Raw genomic sequence first — 22,210 nt, forward strand, 5'->3', positions numbered from 1 at the left:
AAACTCCTCAAATGGTCTGTGACCGACAGCCTGTGCGCTGTCCTGCGCCGGCTCTGTCACCGCGGAAAATAGAAAAGCCGGACGCTTCCGGCAAGCGCCGGACCCAAAATAAAATAATTTTTTTCTTTTCTTTTTCAGGGAACCAAATCCGGTATGGCGAAATACGTCCGGTTTCTTTGGCAGTGACATTTCCAAAAGGCCGTGGCAGGCTTGCCTCGCCCGCGACATTCGGCGCGTTCGTCAAAGACGTTTCGCCACAAAATCCAATGAGGTTCTCATGCCGTCAGAAGACCGCGCTCCGGTCGCGCTCGCCCTTGGCGGCCTGTTTTCCCTTGCAGCGGCCATGGGGATCGGCCGCTTCGTCTACACACCGATCCTGCCGTTCATGAGCGAAGGGCTTCCCCTGCCCGCCGACGACGCGGGACTGATCGCGGCGGCCAACTTTCTCGGCTACCTGACAGGCGCGCTGGCGGGGGCCGCGAGATCCCTGCCCGGCAATCCAAGAACCTGGTTTCTGGGCGGCCTTCTCGTCAGCGCCCTGACAAGCGCTGCCATGGCGGCAACGACGTCTCTTGAGGCTTTTCTCGCGATCCGGTTCGTCAGCGGTATCGCCAGCGCATTCGCGCTGGTCTTCTCCACGACGCTTGTGCTGGACCGGCTGGTTCAATCGGGCCGCGGCGGTCTTTCGGCATTGCATTTCGCGGGCGTGGGCTGTGGCATAGCCTTTTCCGCCCTGCTCGTCGCAACGCTTGCCCGTTTCGATCCGGACTGGCGTGCTCTCTGGCTGGGAAGCGCGGCGGCGACCCTGCTTTTCATGGCGGTGGCGGCCATCCTCGTGCCTGGCCAGACACAGGCCAAGACACAGGCCAAGGCCCAGGCCACGGCTCCATCGCCCGCCCAAGGTGCCCCGGAAAACCAAAAAGGGTACATGAACGGCGGGCTGATGCGCCTGATCCTGGCCTATGGCCTGTTCGGCTTCGGCTATGTGATCACCGCAACCTTTGTCTCCACCATCGCGCGCACCACTCCGGCACTTCAGTCCAGTGAGCCCTATGTCTGGCTGACTGTCGGCCTTTGTGCAGCCCCGTCCATTTACATCTGGAACCGGATCTCCGCGAACGCGGGTGTCCGAAGGGCCTTTGCATTCGCCTGTCTGCTGGAGGCCGCCGGCGTCGCTCTGACCGCCCTGACTCTGGAACCCGGTCTGTTCCTTCTGGGCGCCGCCCTGCTGGGAGTCACATTCATGGGCATCACCGCACTTGGACTGATGGAGGCAAGGCGTCAGGCTACGCCGGCGGGACCGGCCGCCGTCCGGCAAATCCTGGCTGTCCTGACCGCAAGCTTCGGCGTCGGGCAGGTTGTCGGCCCCTGGGTTGCGGGTGAACTCCACGCGGTCACGGGATCGTTTTCCACTGCTTCGCTCGCCGCAGCCGCGGCGCTCGTGGTAGCCGCCGGGCTCGCGGTTTTCTGATTCTGGAGCCTCCGCCGGTCAGGCGTGGGAAAAGTCCCAGTAAAGCTCGCGCGCCCGGGCCGCGATCGGGCCGGGCTGAAGGTCGCGGTCCTCGATGCGCTTGACGGGAACCACCTTGTTGTAGTTTCCGGTCGAGAAAATCTCGTCGGCCTCCAGAAACTCGCCATATTGCATGGTGCGCTCGAACACATCGTAACCGGCGGACCTGAGAAGCTGGATAACCCGCTGGCGGGTAATGCCGTTCAGGAACGTTCCGTTGGGGGCAGGCGTATGCACCTTGCCGTCCTTGGCCATGAAGATGTTGGCCGATGTCAGTTCCGCGACATTGCCGAGCAGGTCGCGCACCACGGCGTTGTCGAAGCCCCGCCCCTTCGCCTCCAGCATGGCCCTTGCATTGTTCGGATAAAGGCACCCGGCCTTCGCGTTGACCGGCATGGATTCCATGGTCGGTCGGCGATAGGGCGACAGGGTGATGCTCGAGGCGGCATCCTTCGGCGCCATCGGCGCGTCGAACAGACATAGGCAGAAGCGCGTTGTCTCCGGATCCGCGGAAATAACGCCGGCGCCATCCCCTTCCGCCCAATACATCGGCTTGACATAGAGCTGCCGGTCGCTGGAAAACTTGGCGCAACCTTCCCGCGTGAGCTCAACCATCTCGCCAACCGCCATCGTCGGCTTCAGGCCTAGCGCAAGCGCACTGTCATTCACCCGCTGACAGTGGAGATCCATGTCCGGCATCACGCCTTCGAAAAAGCGACCGCCGTCGAACACGCTGGACCCCAGCCAGGAAGCATGGGTGCGCGGACCCATGATAGGCGGATTGCCCTCATGCCATGTGCCGTCGATCCAGGTCCAGGTGTCGCTCGATCCGCTCATGTGGCGTTCCTCTTTTCCGGCGGGTCTTCGGTTTTGTGCCGACACAACACCGGTCCATCCGCAAGGTCAATAGCCTACCGGAAAATTGCAGAAAGTTGCTCTTTTTCTTTCCGGTAATGCCACAGACCCAAAACGCCTGATCCCGAAAACTCTGTTTTCAGCACAAATATTCCTGCACACAGGTCACCCGCGCGGGCTGTGTTATTGATTGACACGCCGCATAAAATGTTCTCTTTATGTTCCTATCTTGAAGAAACGAGAATCTACCATGGAACAACGCATTTCAGCGATAACCCTCATCGTGCCCGATGTCGCCGAAGCCCGGCGTTTTTTCGAAGAGGGTCTCGGCTGGCAGGTGAATGCCTCCCCCTCGCCCGAAGTTGTTTTCTTCCAGATCCAGGGCACCGTTTTCGCGCTCTACCAACGCGAGGCCCTGGCAAATGAGATCGGCCGCGCGGTGACCGATCAGCCGTCCGGCGCCGTTACACTGGCCTGGAACGGCCGGTCGGAACAGGCTGTCGACGAGGCCTTCGAACAAGCTGTCGCCGCCGGCGCCCTGCCCGTAAGGCATCCCGACAAGGCCTTTTGGGGCGGCTATTCCTCCTACGTGGAAGTGCCTGGTGGCCATCTTCTGGAAATTGCCTACAACCCGTTTTGGCCAATCCGCGCCGATGGCGCGGTCGAGCTGCCGCCACCGGCGTGATTTAGTCTCGTTTGGGCAAAACTTTTGTCGCAGGTATCGGCCTTGACGCCGAGGCTGCCCCGGGGTTCTCTTCCGCAATCCCGGATTGCTCCGGCGAAAACAGGCGTTGGAGGTCTGAATTATGGCGCATGCCGCTTTTGTGTTCGATGCATATGGCACCCTGTTCGATGTGCATGCCGCGGTGCGCAAGCATGCTGAGAAACTCGGCCCCGACGCACAGCGCCTGTCCTCGCTCTGGCGGGAGAAGCAACTGGAGTATTCCTGGGTCCGGGCCCTGATGGGGCAATACAGGGATTTCTGGGAATTGACGCAGCAGGGCCTGGACACCGCCTTTGCACTGGTGCCATCGGCCGACAAATCCCTGCGCGAGGAACTGCTCAGCGCCTATTGGGAACTCGACTGTTACCCGGAAGTGCCCCAGGTACTCACCGCTCTGAAAGCAACCGGCGCCAAGATCGCGATTCTTTCCAACGGCTCTCCGGACATGCTCGAAGCCGCGGCGAAGGCGGCGGGCCTCACCGAACTCTTCGACGAAATATTCTCTGTCGACGCCCTGAAGACCTTCAAGACCGATCCCCAGGTCTATGAAATGGTCACGACCCATTTCCGGATCTACCCGGAGGAAGTCTCCTTCCAGTCGTCCAACCGCTGGGACATTGCAGGCGCCACGGCTTTCGGCTTCAGAAGCGTCTGGATGAACCGGATGGGGATGCCGGACGAGTATCCCGATCTGGCGCCGCAGGCCGTATTGGCCGACCTGACCGGACTTTCGGCACTCGGCTGATTGCCGGAACCGAACCCCAGAAGACAGTCCGGACACCGCCGGGACAATCGTCTGGTCGCCCGGGCGAATATGCTCGCATGAAACGCAGCCCTCCGGTTGAATTTATTCAAAACTTTGACAGTACGATCTTTTATTTCCAAAAAAGAAAAGATGTTTTGCGCGGAACTCAAGCTTGCAGGATTTCCTGCTTGTAATATCCTCCCGATTGTATGGGAGGAATGGAAGTGTTGCGCACTTCCTCAATGTCAAATCCAGGGCTCTGAAAAACAATAACTTACAGATGCTTACTGGCTGACTGAGCAGAAAGATAAAGGGGTTCTTGAGGAGGGACCCCGCGCACGCGTTCATTGTCTCCCGGTCCGCAAGGGAGGAGACCATGACTAAACTTACCACACGCAGGCAGGCCCTGAAGAAAATCGCCGGGGCCGGCGCTGCCGGAGCGGCAACGCTTGCCGCACCGCATATCGCATCGGCCCAGGGCCAGACGACCACCTGGAAGATCCAGACATCCTGGCCCGGAGGCGCAGGCCTCCAGATCTTCAAGGACTGGTGCGGCACCATTGTCGAGAAAACCGGTGGGGAACTGGCTTTCCAGCCGTTCGGCGCGAACGATGTCGTCGGTGATTTCCAGCTTTTCGACGCCGTCAAGAACGGCGTTCTGGACGCCGTCAACCCGTTCACGATCTACGCCCAGGGAATCATCCCGGCCGCGACGTTCCTGACCAGCTATCCGCTCGGTCTGCGCAACCCGCACGAATGGGATGTGTTCTACTACTCGCTCGGCGGCCTCGAAATCGCGCGCGAGCTGTACGAAGCCCAGGGCATGAAATTCGTCGGTCCGGTTCATCACGGCCCCAACATCATCCACTCCAAGGTCCCGATTCGCTCCATCGACGACTTCCGCGGACGTAAAATGCGTCTGCCGGGCGGCATGGTCGCCGAAGTCTTCACGGAAATCGGGGCGGAAACCACGGTTCTGCCCGGCTCGGAAATCTTCCCGGCTCTTGAAAAAGGCACGATCGACGTGGCCGACTACGTGGGACCGGCAGTGAACTACTCGCTCGGCTTCAGCCAGGTGACCAAATACATCTCCATGGGCCCTCCGGGCTTCATGTCGCTGTATCAGCCGGTCGACCTCATGGACATCACGGTCGGCATGGATGCCTGGAACGCGCTCAGCCCGGCCATGCAGCAGTTCGTGGAAATGGAAACCCATGTCTATTCGGACGCGCATCACGCCGCGATCCAGAAGGCCGACCAGGAAGCCTGGGTCAAGTTCGAGGAAGACGGCACGGAAATCACCCGCCTCAGCCAGGAAGACGTCGAACTGATGACGGAAGTGGCGGTGCCGATCTGGTTCAACTACGCGAACCGGGACAAGGACAGCGCCCGTATCTTCAAGATCCAGCTCGACTACATGATGTCCGGATCCCTCGGATACGTGACCCCCGACCTGGTCGAAGGACTGGAACTCGACCTTTAAGCCCGGGCACGCTGTTGAAAACCGGGACGCTGATCGGTCGTGCCCCGGCAAGCGGAGCGCGACCCCACGGCCACTCGTTCCCAGAGCGGTCTTTTGCCGGTCCCGCATCTTCGCCAAAGCACCCTGCGGGGAAGATCCCGGGGGCTTACATCAACAGCCTGCCAGGTCGCAGAAAACGGACCCGCGCGAACATCTTGCGCGGGTCCGCTTGAATTCAACCGGAAGAACTTTCCCCAAGGGCACTTGGGAAGGTGGAAGGTTCCTGCATGCCTCATCTGGACTTCACGCTGCCGCATTGGGCCTATTGGCTCGGCTTGCTCATCTTTCCGCTGGTCGCGGCCAGCCTGGCCAAGCGGCCAAAGCCGAAGGAACGCCGTTACTCGGCGGTTCTCGGATACTTCATCCTAGTCACCGGCGGCATCCTCGGACTGCACAGGCTGTATCTGAGGAACCTGATCGGGCTGGTCTACATCCCCGTTTTCGTCTGCATCCTCTTCGCCAATGCGCAAAGCCAGAGCGCGCGCTCCATCGTTTCGGACGCGGCCAACCTTGTCCGCCAGTCCGAGCGCACGCTCGAGCGGGAAACGGAGCGGGTCAAGATCGCCGAGGCGGACCTGCCGGAGATGCGCCAGGCCCTTGCGGAGGCGGAAGCCGACGCGGAGGCCGGAAGCTTCGCCGAGCGCAGAGCGGAGCGCAACGTCAAGCGCGCGGAGCAGCGCATCGAACAGGGCCGCGAACGTATAGCGGAAGCCGAGGCGATACTCGAAACGGCGAAACCGGCCGCTGAAGAGGCCCGCGGCACACTCAGTTTCTGGGGCAATATCGCGAAATACGCTTTCTGGCTGCTGATCGCCGGCGTTCTGATCGACGCTCTTCTCCTGCCGTCCCTGGTGCGCAAGGCCAACGCAAACCTGCCGCCGGAACCGGAGCTCAGCGAGGCGGAGAAGAAGCTGAAAGCGTTGGAGGAATCCGAGCGCAAGGACGACGCAAGCCACGTCTCCGCCGGATGGACCGGATGGATCGACCGCCTGTCGCTCTATTGCGGCGAGTTCGTCAGCTATTGGGCCGTGATCGCCGTCCTCGTCTATTATTTCGAGGTGATGAGCCGCTACGTCTTCGGCAGCCCGACCAACTGGGCGCATGAGGCCATGTATCTGATGTTCGGCATGCAGTACCTGATCGCCGGCTCTTACGCCATGCTGACGGAATCCCATGTCCGGGTCGACGTTTTCTATGCGCCCCTGTCGAAACGGCGCAAGGCCGTCGTCGACCTCTTGACCTCCATCTTCTTCTTCATCTTCGCGGGCACCCTTCTGGTGACCTCCTGGATCTTCGCCTTCGACGCCATCGCCGTGCCCTCCGGCAACGCGCTGGTATCCGACTGGGCGCGCGGAGAGATCACATTCGGTGAAGTGCTCGGCACCTGGTCTCTCGGCCAGTGGAGCGACCCCAACGTTCGATGGGGGGAAATCAGCTTCAACGAGTGGGAAGTGCCGCTCTGGCCCATGAAGTGGGTCATGGTTCTCGGCGGCCTGCTTCTGGTGCTTCAGGGTATATCGAAATTCGCGCAGGACATCCGCGCGCTGACGGGCAAGGCGTAACGCAATGGGACTTGAAATCGGAATTGAGTGGCTGACACTCATCATGTTCGGCTCGCTGCTGGTCCTGCTCATGGCGGGGCTGCCTCTGGCCTTTGTAACCGGCGGTCTGGCCTGCGTGTTCCTGTTCGTCCTCGGCGACGAACGCGCGCTCAACATCGTGCCATCGCGCATCTTTCCGCTGATGACCAACTACCAGCTCTCTGCGATCCCGCTGTTCATCTTCATGGCGTCGATGCTGGAGAGAGCCGGCATCATCAACGAGATGTTCGACGTCATCTACAAGGTGCTCGGAGGGGTCAAGGGCGGCCTCGCGGCGGCAACCATCATCGCCTCGACGGTCCTGGCCGCGATGGTCGGCGTCATCGGCGCGGCGGTGGTCACCATGGGGATCATTGCCCTGCCCGCCATGCTCAAGCGCAACTACGACCCGAAGATCGCCATGGGGTCGATCATGGCCGGAGGCACGCTGGGCATTCTCATCCCGCCGTCGATCCTGGCCATCATCTATGCGGTGGTCGCCGAACAGTCGGTCGGCGAACTCTTCATCGGCGCCGTCATACCGGGCCTGCTGCTCTCCGGCCTTTACGTGCTTTACGTGATCATCAGCTGCACCATCGATCCGAAGAAGGGCCCCCCGATCCCGGTGGAAGAACGGATACCGTTCAAGGAAAAGGTCAGGCTGATGTCGAACATGTCCGCGCCGATCGCGTTGATCGTGATCGTCCTCGGCGTGATCTTCACCGGTGTGGCAACACCGGTCGAGGCCGCCGGCATCGGGACTTTCGGCGCGATCATCGTCGCAGCCATTCACCGCAATCTCGACTGGCAGACCCTGCGCGAAGCCTCACTGACAACGCTCAAGGCCTCCGCCATGGTCATATGGATCATGTTCGGCGCGACGATCTTCGTCGGTCTCTATGTGCTGGAGGGCGGACAGCAATTCGTGCAGGGCGCGCTGGAGGCGACCGGCCTCGGGCCCTGGGGTATTCTGATCATCATGCAGGTCGTGCTGGTGGTGCTCGGCATGTTCCTCGACTGGGTCGGCATTCTGCTGCTCTGCGTGCCGATATTCGTGCCGATCATCAAGGCGCTCGGCGCGGCCTCCTTCGGCCTCGACAACCCGGACGATCTCGTTCTCTGGTTCGGCGTTCTCTATCTGGTCAACATGCAGATGAGTTTCCTGTCGCCGCCATTCGGCTACGCGCTCTTTTACCTGCGCGGCGTGGCTCCGGCGGAAATCCCGATGACCGATATCTTCAAGTCGGCCCTTCCCTTCCTGGCACTGCAGATCCTCGGACTTGTCCTCTGCATGCTGTTCCCGGAACTGATCACCTGGCTGCCCAACCTCGTGTACGGATAACAAGGGAATCGGCTGGCGCGGTCGGACGCGCCAGCCTCGCACAAGTTCGCCTTTCTATCTGTACATCCGCAAATTTATCGATAGTCAACTTGCGGAGAGCACAGGCGAACAACCATGGGCCGCACAAAGTTTTTTCAAGAGAACCAGCCGGCTCCGGCAACGCGAACCCGGCTGCGCGGAGGGACCTTGCTGGACCTCGACAAGGCGCCGATCTGCGCCTGCACGCTCTATGATCTCGAGGACGGCAATATCGGGATCGTCCTGCCAGAGGACGACACAAAAGTTCCCGGCAAGGTCATTGTGAACGACGAGAAGGACCGCACCACGACCGCCGTCCGGATCCGCTGGCGCATGGGGCCCTATCTTTTCACAAGCTTTCTGGAAGAGCCTGTGCCGGCCGGGTCAGTCAACTCGGTCTGAACCGTCGGCCGCCTTCAGGTCCTGGGCACCGTCATTTCCTCGAAGCATTCGATGCTCCGGTCCACCGGATCCCAGGAAACGGCGCGGGAAACATAGATATTGCGCACCGGCCGGACACTCTCCGGATCGTCCAGCGACGACGCCCTGACGACCACGAGTCCCTCCATGCCGTCTCGCGTATGAAACACTGCGCTGCCGCAGACCGGGCAGAAGCGCCGGTTGATCGACCGCCCGCTGTCCGCCGTCTTGACGTATTCCGTGAGCTTGCCGGTCAATGAAAACGCGTCTTCGTCGAAGACGGTATGGGTGGCATGCCCCGTCCCACCGATCTTGCGGCAATCCTTGCAGTAGCACTGAGCGGTGATCGTCGGCGGCGCATCGCAAACGTAACGCACGGCTTCACACAGACATCCTCCGGTCAAACGCGTGCTCATCAAGACATCCTCCCGGCAAGTTGCGAACTCAGGCGGCTACTCCGCCGCCTCGGCCGGCTCATAGCCAAGCTGCTCGTTCAGTTTCCCGATCAGTCCAATGGCGGCCTCCGCGATGACCGTTCCCGGCGGGAAGATCGCCGCGGCCCCGGAGCGGTAGAGTTCGTCGTAGTCCTGAGGCGGCACGACACCGCCAACGACGATCATGATGTCTTCGCGCCCCTCGTCGGCAAGCGCCTTCTTCAGCGCGGGCACCAGGGTCAGGTGACCGGCCGCCAGCGACGAGACGCCAACCACATGCACGTCGTTTTCGACCGCCTGCCGGGCGGCTTCCTCCGGTGTCTGGAAGAGTGGCCCGATATCGACATCGAAGCCGAGATCGGCGAAGGCCGAAGCGATCACCTTCTGGCCGCGGTCGTGGCCGTCCTGCCCCATCTTGGCCACCAGGATACGCGGCCGGCGGCCGTCGTTTTCCTCGAAGGCCTCGACCAGTTTCTGAACCTTGTCGAGCGTTCCGGACATGGCGCCGGCCTCCCGCTTGTAAACCCCGGCAATCGACTTGATCTCCGCCTTGTGCCGGTCGAACACCTTTTCCATGGCCAGCGAAATCTCACCGACGGTCGCCTTGGCCCGCGCGGCCTTCACGGAGAGATCCAGAAGATTGTCCTCTCCCGAGCGCGCGCAGTCCGTCAGAGCCGTCAGAGCGGCCTGGGTTTCCGCCTCGTTCCGCTCTTCGCGCAGACGTTTCAGCTTGTCGATCTGCGCGGCACGGACCTGGGCATTGTCGACCTTCAAGACGTCGATCGCCTGTTCGTTGTCCGGCTTGTACTTATTGACACCGACAACGGTCTGAACACCGCTGTCGATCCGCGCCTGGGTCTTGGCGGCCGCTTCCTCGATCCTGAGTTTCGGAATGCCCTTCTCGATGGCCTTCGCCATACCGCCGAGGCTCTCCACCTCGCGGATGTGCTCCATGGCCTTCTCGGCGAGATCCGAGGTCAGCTTCTCCACATAGTAGGAGCCGCCCCAGGGATCGATGGTCCTGGTCGTGCCGCTCTCCTGCTGCAGGAAGAGCTGCGTGTTGCGGGCGATGCGCGCGGAAAAGTCCGTCGGCAGGGCGAGCGCCTCGTCGAGCGCGTTTGTATGGAGCGACTGGGTATGGCCCTGGGTCGCCGCCATCGCCTCCACGCAGGTACGGATGACGTTGTTGAACACGTCCTGCGCCGTCAGAGACCAGCCCGAGGTCTGGGAATGGGTTCTCAGAGACAGGGATTTCGGGTTCTTCGGCTGGAAGTTTTCCTCCATCAGGGTCGCCCAGATCAGCCGTGCGGCCCGAAGCTTGGCGACTTCCATGAAGAAATTCATGCCGATCGCCCAGAAGAACGACAGGCGCGGCGCGAACCGGTCGATATCCATGCCGGCTGCAACACCCGCGCGGGCGTATTCGATACCGTCGGCAATGGTGTAGGCCAGCTCCAGATCCGCCGTCGCCCCCGCTTCCTGCATGTGGTAGCCGGAAATCGAGATCGAGTTGAAGCGCGGCATGTTCTGGGACGTATACTTGAAGATGTCCGAGATGATCCGCATTGAGTGCTTCGGCGGATAGATGTAAGTGTTGCGGACCATGAACTCCTTCAGAATGTCATTCTGAATGGTGCCCGAAAGATCCTTCTGATCGACACCCTGCTCTTCGGCCGCCACGATATAAAGCGCCAGAACAGGAAGGACCGCGCCGTTCATGGTCATGGAGACGCTCATCTTGTCCAGCGGAATGCCGGAAAAGAGCGTGCGCATATCGTAGATGGAATCGATCGCCACCCCGGCCATGCCGACATCGCCCGAAACGCGCGGATGGTCGCTGTCGTAGCCCCGGTGGGTGGCGAGATCGAAGGCGACCGAAAGTCCTTTCTGGCCCGCGGCCAGATTACGCCGGTAGAAGGCGTTGGAATCCTCAGCCGTCGAAAAGCCGGCATACTGGCGCACCGTCCAGGGCTGCTGGACATACATCGTCGGGTAAGGCCCGCGCAAATAAGGCGGCAGGCCCGGCCAGGTGTCCAGATGCTTCAGGCCATCCAGATCCGCGGCCTTATAGACCGGAGACACATCGATATCCTCAGGTGTCCGCCAGCTTGGCCGGTCTCCCGGTTCCGCCGCGTCGAGGAGGTTCTTGAAGGGGACTTCGGAAAAGTTCGGGATCCTGCTCATGCCGGGACCTCCAGATCTGACGGTGCGACACCCAGATGGGCATGCGCCTCTTGCAGGAGGCTCAACAGATCGCACCCCGCAAAAAGATAGGTATCGATCCCGGCTTCCCTGTATCGCGTTTCATTGGCCCCGGGCTTGCCGGCCAGATAGAGGTGGCTCGCCCCGGCGGTTTTCAAGGCGCGGGCGGCTGTTTCGGCTTCAGCCTCGTAGATGTCGTCGGAGGACACCAGACAGGCAATCGTGGCGCCACTTGCCTTGAAGGCGGCCGTGAGATCCTCGATGGACCCGTAAACCTCAGCCGCAACCGCCTTGAGACCGCCGGCGGCAAAGGCGTTGGCACTCCAGGTTGCCCGCGCGGTGAACTTGGCCAAAGGCCCAAGGCTGGCCAGGAACACCGCCGGAGCGGCCCCGGTATCGATCGTGAAGGCGTCCGCCGCCGCGCGCAACCGCTCGAACGGTTCCGACGCACGGAAGGCCTCCAAAGACTTGAGGCTCTTGAGATCCGGTCTTTGTTCCAGCCGCATGGAGAGATCCGGCAAGGGCTGCCCCTCGAGGGCAGACTTGCACAGGGCTTTGAACCAGGTGCCGCCATCGGGCTCCGGAAGGCCTTCAAGCGGTGGCCGGCGGCTGGTCAGGTCGTGGCCTTCGCTGTGAAGAACATCGACCGGTTTCTCGAAAAGGTCCGGAAACTCGCTGACGCCGGTGATTGGCCGTTTCCGCCCGGCGACATTCTTTTCCAGGTCGCTGCGCGCCGAAAGGACCCGCTCCTGAATGAAGCCCTTGTGCAGCGCCTCGAAAACCCCGCCTGCGGCCTCGATTTCCTGGAAGAAAACCCAGGCTGCCGTGCAAAGGCTTTCGGTCCGGTCCTCGATGGCGCCGGATCCCGCAGCCGGATCCATCACCTTTGCAAGATTGCTTTCTTCCAGAAGAATGGACTGCGTATTGCGCGCGAGCCGCCGGGCAAAGGCGTCCGGCAACCCGGCTGCCAGTGTATGCGGCAGAACGCAAACGCTGTCGGCACCGCCAACGCCGGCCGCGAACGCGGCCACGGTGTTGCGCAGGAGATTGACCCAGGGATCGTTGCGGGTCAGCATCCGATGCGACGTGGACATATGCAGATGCATCGGTGATTGCGGCAGTCCGGCCCCGTCCAGAACGCAGGACCACAGAGCCCGGAAGGCGCGTGCCTTCGCGATGGTGCCGAACTGGTCGGCGTCGGCGGTCAGGTTGACGGAAATCCTGCCCGCCCAGTCTTCCGGCGCGAGTTTCGTACGCTCCAGCGAACGCAGATGAGCCGCGGCGCAGGCCAGCACAAGCCCGAGTTCCTGCGCCGGCGTTGCGCCCACGGAATGCCAGACCCGGCCGTCCGCCTTGACAACGCGGGCAGGACTGCCGAGACCGGCAACCGCCTCGACAATATCCCGGAAATACCGGTTGGCGACATCCATATCCGGCACAGAGAAGCCATGCATGGCAACCCATGCATAGGGATCTATCGAGGAAAATACCCGGACCGTCGTCGGGTCGATGCCTTGCTTGTCAAGATAAGCGAGCATCAGAGCCAGAACCTCGACGTTTTCACGCCCGGCCTCAAGCCTGATGTCTATAAGGTCTGGCTGCACGCCGTTCAAAAGCGCCGCCATACCCTCCATGTCCTCAATCCAGATGCCGTGACCATAAGAGGTCAGCGCACTGGAAAAGACCAGCTCAAGCCCGCTGGCGCCACCGACAAGATCCTCAAGGATCTGAGCGTTCGCCTTTGCCGGATCCGGAATATCGATCCTCTGGACGACGGACCAGTCGCCGTCCGCCGGGCGCAGGACACGGGCCGGCACGTCTGACCTGCGCGGATAAAGCGGCGCGATCTCCAGGCCGTCATCCGTTTTTCCGAACAGTTTTTCGCGCGGAACGCCTTTCAACGCCTTGTCGACAGATGCCCACCATGCCTCTTCGTCGGCGGTGTAAAAGCTCTCCGGTCCGGTGAAGCTGAGCGGCATTGCGTTCGTCTCCCTGAGCCAATCGGCTTTATTTTGTGCAAAGGCGTGTTGTTTTTGTTTTAGTCCCAGCTCGCGAAACTTTGCAACTCAGCACAAAGGGTAAGGTTTGTCCGCGCGCAGTTCAACGTTTTGACCTCTTGCGAACGCCGTTGAATTGCCCCTCTCCCGCAGTCCGGGTTTGCTTATCTCAACAAGAATGTTGTTGCACGAAGGGTTCACCGATTCTTGAGGCGAAAAAGTCAAAAACAAGAACTTAAGTATCAAGTTTTGCATTGCAAAAGATGGAAACAGACAATTTTTTGGCGCATTAAGTCAACTTAGCCATTTTTCCCTATTGGTACGATCATCAATTGTATTGTAGCTTAGCGTTGTTGACGCATGGGAAATTCACTCCCAACAAGAAGTGCGCAACGTTCGGGTCCTGTTTCACCTCCCTCACAGGTGATGCCGGATGCGCGATCCAACCCATCTGCGGACGTTTCCGGAAACACCGGAGCGGTCGCAAAAATAGCGGCAAACAAAGCCGCAAAGGATGTGCACAGTGCTTGATCAAACAGAATTGAAAAGCAAGCTGAGAGCTATTTCGGAGGCAAACGCCGCCCATCACGTTCTCGACATTTTGGAATCCAATCTGCGGCGCATGGGGGCAACGCATATTCTCATTACCGGCCTGCCGATGCCGAACCGCCCGATCGACAGTCTTGTTCAGCGGTTCCGGTGGCCGGACCAGCGCAACGACGGCATCGAAAGCACGTCGCTTTCCGCAAATGACAGCGCCCTCATGCTCGGCCTCGGCTCCAACCGGGCCCGGGTCTGGACCATCTCCGCAGGCGACATGGAACATTCCGATCTGCTCGCTTCCGCCGGTGAAGGCAGCCAGATCGTCGTCGTCCCGGTGACGGAACTCTATCCGTTCCAGGCCTTCGTCTTCGCAAGCGGTCCGTCTCTCCAGGTCAACAAATACGATCTGTCCAATCTCGAAGTTCTGTCGGCCGCCGCCTTCGCACGCCTGCGCGAACTGGGTGTGATATCCGGACAGCGTCCGGGCGCTCTGTCGACCCGCGAGCGCAGGGTTCTGGAACTGACCGCTTTCGGCAAGACAGCGGGCGAAATCGCGGATGTGCTCGAGATTTCCCAACGGACTGTTCACGCCCATCTGCAAAACGCCAGCGTGAAGCTGAACGCCTCCAACAAGACCCACACGGTGGTCGAGGCGCTGCGCTACGGCCAGATCAGCGTTTGAAACGCTCCGTTCGGCCGAGCAGCCGATCGATAATATAAAGGCGCGCCAACGGCGCGCCTCTTTTTTTGCCTGAGGGGTCTTCCCGGAAGACCTGCCTGTTTTCAGTAGGTCATCATCGCCGGCAGTTCCTTTGCCTGCTCGACCCATTTTGAAACCTGGCTTTCGCTTGGAACCTGACGCACGAGTTTCTTGTCCTCGTTCACTTCCTTCATTTTTTCCGCCAGGTTGGCCGCGTTGCGGTGCTTCAGTTCCTTCACCGTGTCGACGCCGGCCGCCTCAAGGAGCTCCGAGTATTCCTCGCCCACACCACTGATTCGCATCAGGTCGGCCATGTTGGCCCATTTCAGGATACGCTTGCCGTCAATGCCGGTCTCCTCTTCCAGAGCCTTGCGGCCCTTGGGGTCCTTTGCACGTTCCAGGTAAGCTTCCGTTGTCTTGATCCCCAACTCACCCAGTTTGGCGGCATAGGTCGGGCCGATGCCTTCGATTTCGTCGATGGAATAGGACATGCGCACTGAACTCCCTTTGAGACCGGCGGCAGAACCTGGGACGGTCAGATAAGCTGGCTCAACCCCGGAATTTTAGAAATCACTTCATCAACAACCTCGTCCCCGGCAGTTTCCTTAGCATAGGCAACCAGTTCTTTGGCAACACTTTGCACACCGTTCATGCTGAGACCGGCACTTGTCAATTCGTTCAGAGCCGCCATGGCGCCCATTGTTCCGCCCATACGGCTCAAAAAGCCGCCTCCCGCGCCTGCCGCCTCACGCTCCGCCACGAGATCTTCCGTCCCGGGCAAGGCATCGAAAATCTGCCGCATCTTGTCGTCCGGCGCTTCCTTGTTGAGGAAACCGAGAATGATGCCGACGGCCTTTTTCGCAAGGTCCTCGTCAATTCCAGCCGAAGTCATGATTCGGTTGATGAGTTCGTTCATGCAGCACCCCTGAAATAAATTTAAGCCCGCTTCGCCGGGCGATTCCTTCCAGCACTCTATACAGCCGGACGGGCAAGAACGTCGACAATTGCGGCAAACGGAAGCGCGCTTTTTCGAAAGGGCTTTGATAGGCTGCACGAAACGGGTCGGGATTCGGGGGAAAAGGTGAAGGGAACAGGCAGTATCTTTATCGGTGCCAGCACCAAGGATGAAACTCTGACACTCAAACTCGCCAACCGGCACGGCCTGATCGCGGGCGCGACCGGTACCGGCAAGACGGTGTCCCTGCAAATCCTGGCAGAGGGGTTCTCCAATGCCGGCGTTCCGGTTTTCTGCTCCGATATCAAGGGCGATCTATCCGGTCTCGCCGTGGCGGGAGCTTCCAAGGACTTCCTGGAAAAACGGGCCAGGGAAGTCGGTCTGGAAAAAACCTATTCGTATGAAGCCGTGCCGGCTGTGTTCTGGGACCTGCTCGGCGAACAGGGCCATCCGATCCGAACCACGATCTCCGAGATCGGTCCCCTGCTCCTGGCGCGCCTACTGGATCTGAACGACACCCAGGAAGGCGTGCTCAACGTCCTGTTCGAACTCGCCGACGACGAAGGCCTGCTCCTTCTGGACCTGAAAGACCTCCGCGCCATGCTGGTCCATGTGGCGGAACGGGCGTCCGAGCTGTCAACGGTTTACGGAAACGTCTCAAAGGCCTCCGTTGGCGCCATTCAAAGGCGCCTGCTCGTGCTGGAGCGCGAAGGCGGCGAGCATTTTTTCGGCGAACCGGCCCTCGACATCCGCGATTTCATCCGCTCGGCGCCGGACGGGCGCGGCGTCGTCAACATCCTGGCCGCCGACAAGCTCATGACGTCGCCACGGCTCTACGCAGTCTTTCTGCTCTGGCTCCTGTCGGAACTTTTCGAAGAGCTTCCCGAGGTCGGCGACCCCGACAAACCCAAGCTGGTGTTCTTCTTCGACGAGGCTCACCTTCTGTTCAGCGAGGCCCCGAAGGCTCTGATCGAAAAAGTGGAACAGGTGGTACGCCTGATCCGCTCCAAAGGGGTTGGCGTCTATTTTGTCACGCAGAACCCGCTTGACATCCCCGAAACCGTCCTGTCCCAACTCGGCAACCGGATCCAGCACGCCCTGCGCGCCTTCACCCCGCGCGACCAGAAGGCCGTGCGAGCCGCCGCGGAGACCTTCCGCCCCAATCCGGATCTCAACACCGAACGGGTCATCACCGAACTCGGCGTGGGCGAAGCGCTGGTCTCCACGCTGGAAGGCAAAGGCATTCCCTCCGTCGTCCAGCGCACGCTGATCCGCCCGCCCTCCTCGCAGCTCGGTCCGGTCACCGAGGCCGAACGACGAACGCTCATCCAATCGAGCGCGGTATTCGGTCTTTACGAACGCACCAAGGATCGGGTGTCCGCCTATGAGGTTCTGCAGTCGCGCGCCGAGGAGGAACAGCGCCAGGAACAGCGGCGCCGGGAAAAGGAAGACACGCAGGCCCGCAAGCATGGCGAACCCCGCCGCTCGCGCTCCGGTTTTCAGCTGCCGGATTTCGGCAGGGACGACCGTCCGCGCAAGGAAAGCGTGGAACGGCGCTCGCGCCGCCGCAGCCAGCGCGACACGGTTCTGGAGGCCGGCCTCAAATCGGCGGCCCGAAGCCTGGGTACCTCGCTCGGCCGGGCCTTGGTGCGCGGTCTTCTCGGCTCTCTGAAAAGAGGCAACTGACGAGCCAAATCAAAACGGACGCCACGCCAAAGCAATCGGCCAGTAACCCGATCCTTACTTCTTGCAATTAAAGTCAGACCCGACTTCCAGTTGCGAGTAGTGAAATGTTCTCCGATTGCTTTTCCTTGTCTTTTTTCACAAGACCGTTCCTCAACAAGCCGCCGTCGGGAAGACGCCTCGCCGGAGCGGTTGCGGGCGTCATGATCGCAATTGCCACCGGCACCTGCGCAGCCATCGCGGAACCGGCACCGCTAGACACCGCGAACGGAAAACAGTCTCACGATCTCCCGACGGAACGCCTTCAGCAGGCCCGGGACTTTCTGCGCAACAATCCGATCTCCCCCCCCGACACCGCCAGCCCGCGCGCCACGCTGGAAAGCTTCCGCTTCATCATGGGTGAGGTGACGACGCTGTGGCAGGAAATCCGGGCCTCCTACGAGAAAGGCAACAATGTCTTCCTGACAGTTGAGCAGGAGGACCAGCTTGTGCTCCTCGAAGCGCTTCTGGAAAAGGCCGGTCAGACTCTCGACCTCTCGGAAATCCCAGACACCTCGCGGGAACGGGCCAGCATTGAACTGGTGCTTCAATTGCAGGAGATCCTGGACCGGATTCCGCCCATCGATCTGAGCACCGTACCGGGCGAAACCGCCGGCACCTTCCGCACACCTCACAAGGGTGACAATCTGCCCGAACACTGGACCCTTCCGGGAACCAGCCTCACGCTGGTCCGCCAGCCGGACGGGGAACGTCACGATCACTATCTCTTTTCCGACGATTCCGTTGCTCGAATTCCGCAAGATTATGCGCTCTTGCGTGCCCTGCCCATTCGCGCGGACCGCGGCGAAGACCTGTTCGAATATTACATCTACACGCCGGGCAACCTGATCGCCCCGCGCTGGTATGAGTATCTCAAGCAGGGCCCATCGTGGCTGCACCGGCATTTCGCCGATCAGGCCTATTGGCAGTGGCTGGTCCTGGCCGCTCTCGTTGCCGCCTATCTCGGCGTCATCGCCGTCTATGTGCGCTGGCGAAGATGGCGCGCCGTCTCGATCCACGAGCGGACCCGTGCGTTCAACGCAATCCTTCATCCTCTGGCCGTCGTCGGCGGTGCGCTTCTGTTCCGCTACATCTGCGAGGATCAGATCAACATCACCGGCGCGCCGCTGCAACTGATCGGGACCGCCACGACCGCAGTCGTCTGGTCCGCCCTGTCCTGGCTGGTCTATCACTGCCTGCAGTTCTTCTACGTCTGGGTGGTTCAGGGCCCGTCGAACCAGACCGGGCTGGACGCCAGCCTGTTGCGCACCGGTTACCGGGTCGCATCCCTTGCGGTCGCACTTCTGGTTCTGGGCTACGGCGCAACGAAAATCGGCATTCCGATCTACGGCGTGATTGCCGGTCTCGGTGTCGGCGGTCTGGCGATCGCGCTTGCCGCCCAGCCAACCATCGAGAACCTGATCGGCGGCATCATCCTTTACGCCGACCGCATGGTGCGTGTCGGCGAGTATTGCGAGTTCGACGACCTTTCGGGGACCGTCGAGGCCATCGGCATCCGCTCCACGCGGATCCGCGCGCTCGACCGCACCCTGATCACCGTCTCAAACGCGGATCTGGCGAAACGCAAGATCATCAACTACAGCCATCGGGACAAGTTCCATTTCCGACACAAGATCGGACTGCGCTACGAAACGCAGCCACAGGCGCTGAAAGCCATACTGCTGGAAATCATGGCCTATCTGGAAGGTCACGAGAAGGTCGAGGAAGACCCGCTGCGCGTCCGCCTGATCGGGTTCGACGACTATGCCCAGACGATCGATGTCTATGCCTATGTCAACGCTTCCAAGATGGACGAATTCCTCGAAATCCAGCAGGACATGCTGTTCGCGATCCACGACATCATCGCCCGTTGCGGTTCGGATTTCGCCTATCCCTCCTCCACCGTCTATCTGGGCCGAGACCAGGGCTTGCCGGACTCGCGGATCGAGGAGGTTGCGGACGGTTCCCGGCAGTCCGACCCCCGCGCGGCCTGAAAACCCGGCGACACGTTTGGACCTTTTGATGCGGCGGAACCTTACCGGAGCCGGTTCGCACGAACGAACCGTTTGCGCTCCGCGTCATGTTATGGCCTGTTAGGATCTATCCGACAGGCCTGAGTCCCTTTGGCCTGATCCTGACCGTTAAAATCTCAAGGATCCGTCATGAGTTCCATCGACAAGGTTCTGGCGCGCATCGACGCCAACCTCGACAACAGTCTCGACCGCCTGTTCGACCTGTTGAAGATCAAGAGCATTTCCACCGATCCGGAATTCAAGGCTCCGTGCCGGGAAGCCGCCGAGTGGCTTGCAAAGGAACTGACGGGCATCGGCGTCGAGGCCTCCGTGCGCGACACGACTGGGCATCCCATGGTCGTCGGGCACCGCAAGTCCGGCAAGCCCGGTCCGCATGTGCTCTTTTACGGCCACTACGACGTCCAGCCCGTCGATCCGCTCGAACTCTGGAAAAGCGATCCGTTCGAACCACGCATCGAAACGCGAGAAGACGGCAGCAAGATCATCGTCGCCCGCGGGTCTTCCGACGACAAGGGCCAGCTCATGACCTTCGTCGAGGCCGCCCGCGCCTTTATCTCCGAGACCGGAGACCTGCCTGTCGACGTGACAATCCTGTTCGAAGGTGAGGAAGAATCCGGTTCACCGTCGCTGCACCCGTTCCTGACCGCAAACAGGGACGAGCTTTCCTGCGACCTGGCGCTTGTCTGCGACACATGCATGTGGAACGCCTCGACCCCGGCGATCGCGGTCACGCTGCGCGGCATGGTCGGTGACGAGATCATCGTCAAGGCGGCCAGCCGCGACCTCCATTCGGGCATGTACGGCGGTTCGGCGCAGAACCCGAACCACATCGTCGCCGAAATCATCGCCGGGCTTCATGACGAGAACGGCAAGGTCACCCTGCCCGGCTTCTATGACGGCGTCATCGAGCTGCCCGAGGATGTGACCAAGATGTGGGACGAACTCGGCTTTTCCGTCGAGGAGTTCCTCGGCGATGTCGGCCTGAAATATCCGCGCGGCGAAAAGGACCGCACACCGCTCGAACATATCTGGTCGCGGCCGACGGTCGAGGTCAACGGCATGTGGGGCGGCTACCAGGGCGCGGGCTCCAAGACGGTGATCCCAGCCGAAGCCCATGCCAAGTTCACTTTCCGCCTCGTCGGCGACCAGGACCCGGACAAGATCCAGGACGCCTTCCGCGCCTATGTCCGCTCCAAGATCCCCGCCGACTGTTCTGTCGACTTCATCGCCAAGGAAGGCAGTCCCGCGCTCAGGCTGGACTTCGCCATGCCCGCGCTCAAAAAGGGCAAGACCGCCCTTAGCGAAGAATGGGGCAAGGAAGCGGCCCTGATCGGCATGGGTGGCTCCATTCCCATCGTCGGCGATTTCAAGCGGATGCTCGGAATGGACACGCTGATGATCGGCTTCGGGCTCGAGGACGACCAGATCCATTCGCCGAACGAGAAATACAACCTCACCAGCTTCCACAAGGGCATCCGCTCCTGGGCACGGGTGCTCGACGAACTGGCCAAGAGCTGATCCAACTGCCGTTTTCTTTTCCTGGAGACGATCATGAAGTCCATATGTGTGTTTTGCGGCTCCAGTCTCGGCGCCCTAGAAGCTTACGCGGACGCGGCTGTCGCGACGGGCCGCGCCATCGCCGACAGGGGGTATCGTCTGGTCTACGGCGGCGCCAAGGTCGGACTGATGGGCACGGTCGCGGACGCCGCGCTGGCAGCCGGTGGTGAAGTCGTCGGCGTGCTCCCGAGAGCTTTGCAGGAAAAGGAGATCGGACACGAAGGTCTCAACGAATTGCACCTCGTCGGCTCGATGCACGAGCGCAAGGCGCTTATGGCAGAGCTTTCCGACGGGTTCATCGCCATGCCGGGCGGTGTCGGCACCCTGGAGGAAATCTTCGAGGTCTGGACCTGGGGCCAGCTCGGTTATCACGTGAAACCCTGCGGTTTCCTCAACATCGAGGGCTACTACGATCACCTGATTGCCTTCCTCGATCACCAGACCCGGGAGGGTTTCACCAAGAAAGCGATGCGCGACATGGTGCGGATCGCAGAAAGCCCTGAAAACCTGCTGGAGCTTTTCGATTCCTATGCTCCGCCCACGACCCCGAAATGGATCACCGGCGACGAAACCTGACCGGCGGGCTCGTTCAACCAAGGAGCCTCACCCGGTTGTTCACAAATGCACCCGGTGTCTTTGCAAAGCCGGCGGCAGTTGCTAAATCACCGTCGGAGCCGCGAAATAAAAAGCGGCCGGACCAATAACTTTGTGTGTCTTCTCAATGCGTTTCTTTTCCTGGGGCATTGCCCTGTTCGCCAGCGTTCTTGCCTCCGCCTGTGTTCCGGCAGACGGTCTCGACGGCACCTCCAGCCGGCTCGTTTCCACGTCGGATCTCACCCTCGTCAAGATCACCGAAGACAGCATCGGCGGCATTAACAGCGACACGCCCTACAGTTCCAAGGCGATCGAGGCGGCCCTTCCGGGCTTCACGACGGAAGGCATTCAGACCGCCACTGAGAACGCCACCGAATGGGCGACCGCCGCCTTCAACACGGACGGCTTCCAGGTCCTGCAGGTGTTCAAGGCCAAGAACGGCAAGATCCGGACCGTTCACGGCGTCACTCATCACCTGATGGGCCCCAACGGCGAACGCATCGGCATGACCTTCTCCGACATCGGCTCCGCCCGCTCCGACTGCCGTGTCGGCAAGAACCTTTGGCGCGGCATGGCGATCTGCAGGTCGGAAGGCCACCCGAACGTGGAACTGGTCTACGCCATTCCCGGCTACCAGGGACCGTTCGACCGGCTTCCGCCGTCGAAGGAACTGTTCGACGCCCAGCTGCAGCGGATTTTGTGGACGCCGAAGGCCTGATCCCCGGGGGCATCGGCCACGCCCTCCCCCAAAAGGCAC

Annotated in this window: 20 protein-coding genes; 13 read left to right on the forward strand and 7 right to left on the reverse strand. The window is 61.0% G+C overall.

Going from position 1 to position 22,210, the window contains the following annotated elements; translation table 11 throughout:
• Window positions 1–7: 7 nt before the first annotated feature.
• On the reverse strand, window positions 8–244 hold the full coding sequence (locus JF539_RS12540; protein WP_207141014.1) for a hypothetical protein: 237 nt from the start codon (window positions 242–244) through the stop codon (window positions 8–10).
• Window positions 245–277: 33 nt separating this feature from the next.
• Between JF539_RS12540 and JF539_RS12545 the strand changes: the two genes are divergently transcribed.
• Window positions 278–1,471: a YbfB/YjiJ family MFS transporter gene (locus JF539_RS12545; protein WP_207141015.1), complete on the forward strand. Its 1,194-nt coding sequence runs from the start codon at window positions 278–280 to the stop codon at window positions 1,469–1,471.
• An 18-nt stretch (window positions 1,472–1,489) separates the two neighbouring features.
• Here the strand turns inward: JF539_RS12545 and JF539_RS12550 are convergent, their stop codons facing one another.
• Complete coding sequence (locus tag JF539_RS12550; RefSeq protein WP_207141016.1) at window positions 1,490–2,347, reverse strand: branched-chain amino acid aminotransferase; 858 nt, start codon at window positions 2,345–2,347, stop codon at window positions 1,490–1,492.
• 268 nt (window positions 2,348–2,615) lie between these two features.
• Between JF539_RS12550 and JF539_RS12555 the strand changes: the two genes are divergently transcribed.
• The 6 genes from JF539_RS12555 to JF539_RS12580 all read left to right on the forward strand — a co-directional run bounded on the left by JF539_RS12555 (window position 2,616) and on the right by JF539_RS12580 (window position 8,698).
• Window positions 2,616–3,050, forward strand: coding sequence for a VOC family protein (locus JF539_RS12555; RefSeq protein ID WP_207141017.1), 435 nt, complete (start codon window positions 2,616–2,618; stop codon window positions 3,048–3,050).
• A 121-nt stretch (window positions 3,051–3,171) separates the two neighbouring features.
• On the forward strand, window positions 3,172–3,834 hold the full coding sequence (locus JF539_RS12560) for a haloacid dehalogenase type II (protein ID WP_207141018.1): 663 nt from the start codon (window positions 3,172–3,174) through the stop codon (window positions 3,832–3,834).
• 376 nt (window positions 3,835–4,210) lie between these two features.
• Window positions 4,211–5,317: a TRAP transporter substrate-binding protein DctP gene (gene dctP / locus JF539_RS12565; protein WP_207141019.1), complete on the forward strand. Its 1,107-nt coding sequence runs from the start codon at window positions 4,211–4,213 to the stop codon at window positions 5,315–5,317.
• 266 nt (window positions 5,318–5,583) lie between these two features.
• Window positions 5,584–6,918, forward strand: a complete 1,335-nt coding sequence (locus JF539_RS12570; protein ID WP_207141020.1) for a TRAP transporter small permease subunit — start codon at window positions 5,584–5,586, stop codon at window positions 6,916–6,918.
• 4 nt (window positions 6,919–6,922) lie between these two features.
• Window positions 6,923–8,278 carry a TRAP transporter large permease gene (locus JF539_RS12575; protein ID WP_207141021.1) on the forward strand — a complete coding sequence of 452 codons (1,356 nt, stop codon included), beginning with the start codon at window positions 6,923–6,925 and terminating at the stop codon, window positions 8,276–8,278.
• A gap of 114 nt (window positions 8,279–8,392) precedes the next feature.
• On the forward strand, window positions 8,393–8,698 hold the full coding sequence (locus tag JF539_RS12580; protein WP_207141022.1) for a hypothetical protein: 306 nt from the start codon (window positions 8,393–8,395) through the stop codon (window positions 8,696–8,698).
• Between the two features lie 14 nt (window positions 8,699–8,712).
• Here the strand turns inward: JF539_RS12580 and JF539_RS12585 are convergent, their stop codons facing one another.
• The 3 genes from JF539_RS12585 to JF539_RS12595 are packed head-to-tail and all read right to left on the reverse strand — an operon-like array spanning window position 8,713 to window position 13,331.
• Window positions 8,713–9,132 carry a GFA family protein gene (locus JF539_RS12585; protein WP_207141023.1) on the reverse strand — a complete coding sequence of 140 codons (420 nt, stop codon included), beginning with the start codon at window positions 9,130–9,132 and terminating at the stop codon, window positions 8,713–8,715.
• 36 nt (window positions 9,133–9,168) lie between these two features.
• Window positions 9,169–11,334: a methylmalonyl-CoA mutase gene (scpA, locus tag JF539_RS12590; protein WP_207141024.1), complete on the reverse strand. Its 2,166-nt coding sequence runs from the start codon at window positions 11,332–11,334 to the stop codon at window positions 9,169–9,171.
• Entirely contained in the window at window positions 11,331–13,331 is a 2,001-nt protein-coding gene (locus JF539_RS12595) for a methylmalonyl-CoA mutase family protein (protein WP_207141025.1), read from the reverse strand. The genes scpA and JF539_RS12595 overlap by 4 nt, the downstream gene beginning before the upstream one ends.
• Window positions 13,332–13,863: 532 nt before the next feature.
• On the opposite strand from JF539_RS12595, the gene JF539_RS27700 reads away from it, so the two are divergent.
• Window positions 13,864–14,574: a LuxR C-terminal-related transcriptional regulator gene (locus tag JF539_RS27700; RefSeq protein WP_236042481.1), complete on the forward strand. Its 711-nt coding sequence runs from the start codon at window positions 13,864–13,866 to the stop codon at window positions 14,572–14,574.
• 101 nt (window positions 14,575–14,675) lie between these two features.
• On the opposite strand, the gene JF539_RS12605 is transcribed toward JF539_RS27700, so the two are convergent.
• Window positions 14,676–15,083 (reverse strand): DUF4332 domain-containing protein, encoded by a 408-nt coding sequence (locus JF539_RS12605; RefSeq protein WP_207141027.1) that lies wholly within the window; start codon window positions 15,081–15,083, stop codon window positions 14,676–14,678.
• Between the two features lie 44 nt (window positions 15,084–15,127).
• The gene (locus JF539_RS12610; protein ID WP_207141523.1) at window positions 15,128–15,508 is read right to left on the reverse strand and encodes a DUF2780 domain-containing protein; all 381 of its coding nucleotides are present in this window, start codon (window positions 15,506–15,508) and stop codon (window positions 15,128–15,130) included.
• 165 nt (window positions 15,509–15,673) lie between these two features.
• Between JF539_RS12610 and JF539_RS12615 the strand changes: the two genes are divergently transcribed.
• The 5 genes from JF539_RS12615 to JF539_RS12635 all read left to right on the forward strand — a co-directional run bounded on the left by JF539_RS12615 (window position 15,674) and on the right by JF539_RS12635 (window position 22,171).
• Window positions 15,674–17,233: a helicase HerA-like domain-containing protein gene (locus JF539_RS12615; protein WP_207141028.1), complete on the forward strand. Its 1,560-nt coding sequence runs from the start codon at window positions 15,674–15,676 to the stop codon at window positions 17,231–17,233.
• 200 nt (window positions 17,234–17,433) lie between these two features.
• Entirely contained in the window at window positions 17,434–19,263 is a 1,830-nt protein-coding gene (locus JF539_RS12620) for a mechanosensitive ion channel family protein (RefSeq protein WP_207141029.1), read from the forward strand.
• Window positions 19,264–19,431: 168 nt separating this feature from the next.
• Entirely contained in the window at window positions 19,432–20,820 is a 1,389-nt protein-coding gene (locus JF539_RS12625; protein WP_207141030.1) for a dipeptidase, read from the forward strand.
• Window positions 20,821–20,853: 33 nt separating this feature from the next.
• Window positions 20,854–21,435 (forward strand): TIGR00730 family Rossman fold protein, encoded by a 582-nt coding sequence (locus JF539_RS12630; RefSeq protein ID WP_207141031.1) that lies wholly within the window; start codon window positions 20,854–20,856, stop codon window positions 21,433–21,435.
• A gap of 145 nt (window positions 21,436–21,580) precedes the next feature.
• Window positions 21,581–22,171: a DUF1131 family protein gene (locus JF539_RS12635; RefSeq protein ID WP_207141032.1), complete on the forward strand. Its 591-nt coding sequence runs from the start codon at window positions 21,581–21,583 to the stop codon at window positions 22,169–22,171.
• Window positions 22,172–22,210 lie beyond the last annotated feature (39 nt).

This window comes from Roseibium aggregatum (assembly GCF_017309185.1).
In the GTDB taxonomy this organism is placed as follows: domain Bacteria; phylum Pseudomonadota; class Alphaproteobacteria; order Rhizobiales; family Stappiaceae; genus Roseibium; species Roseibium aggregatum_B.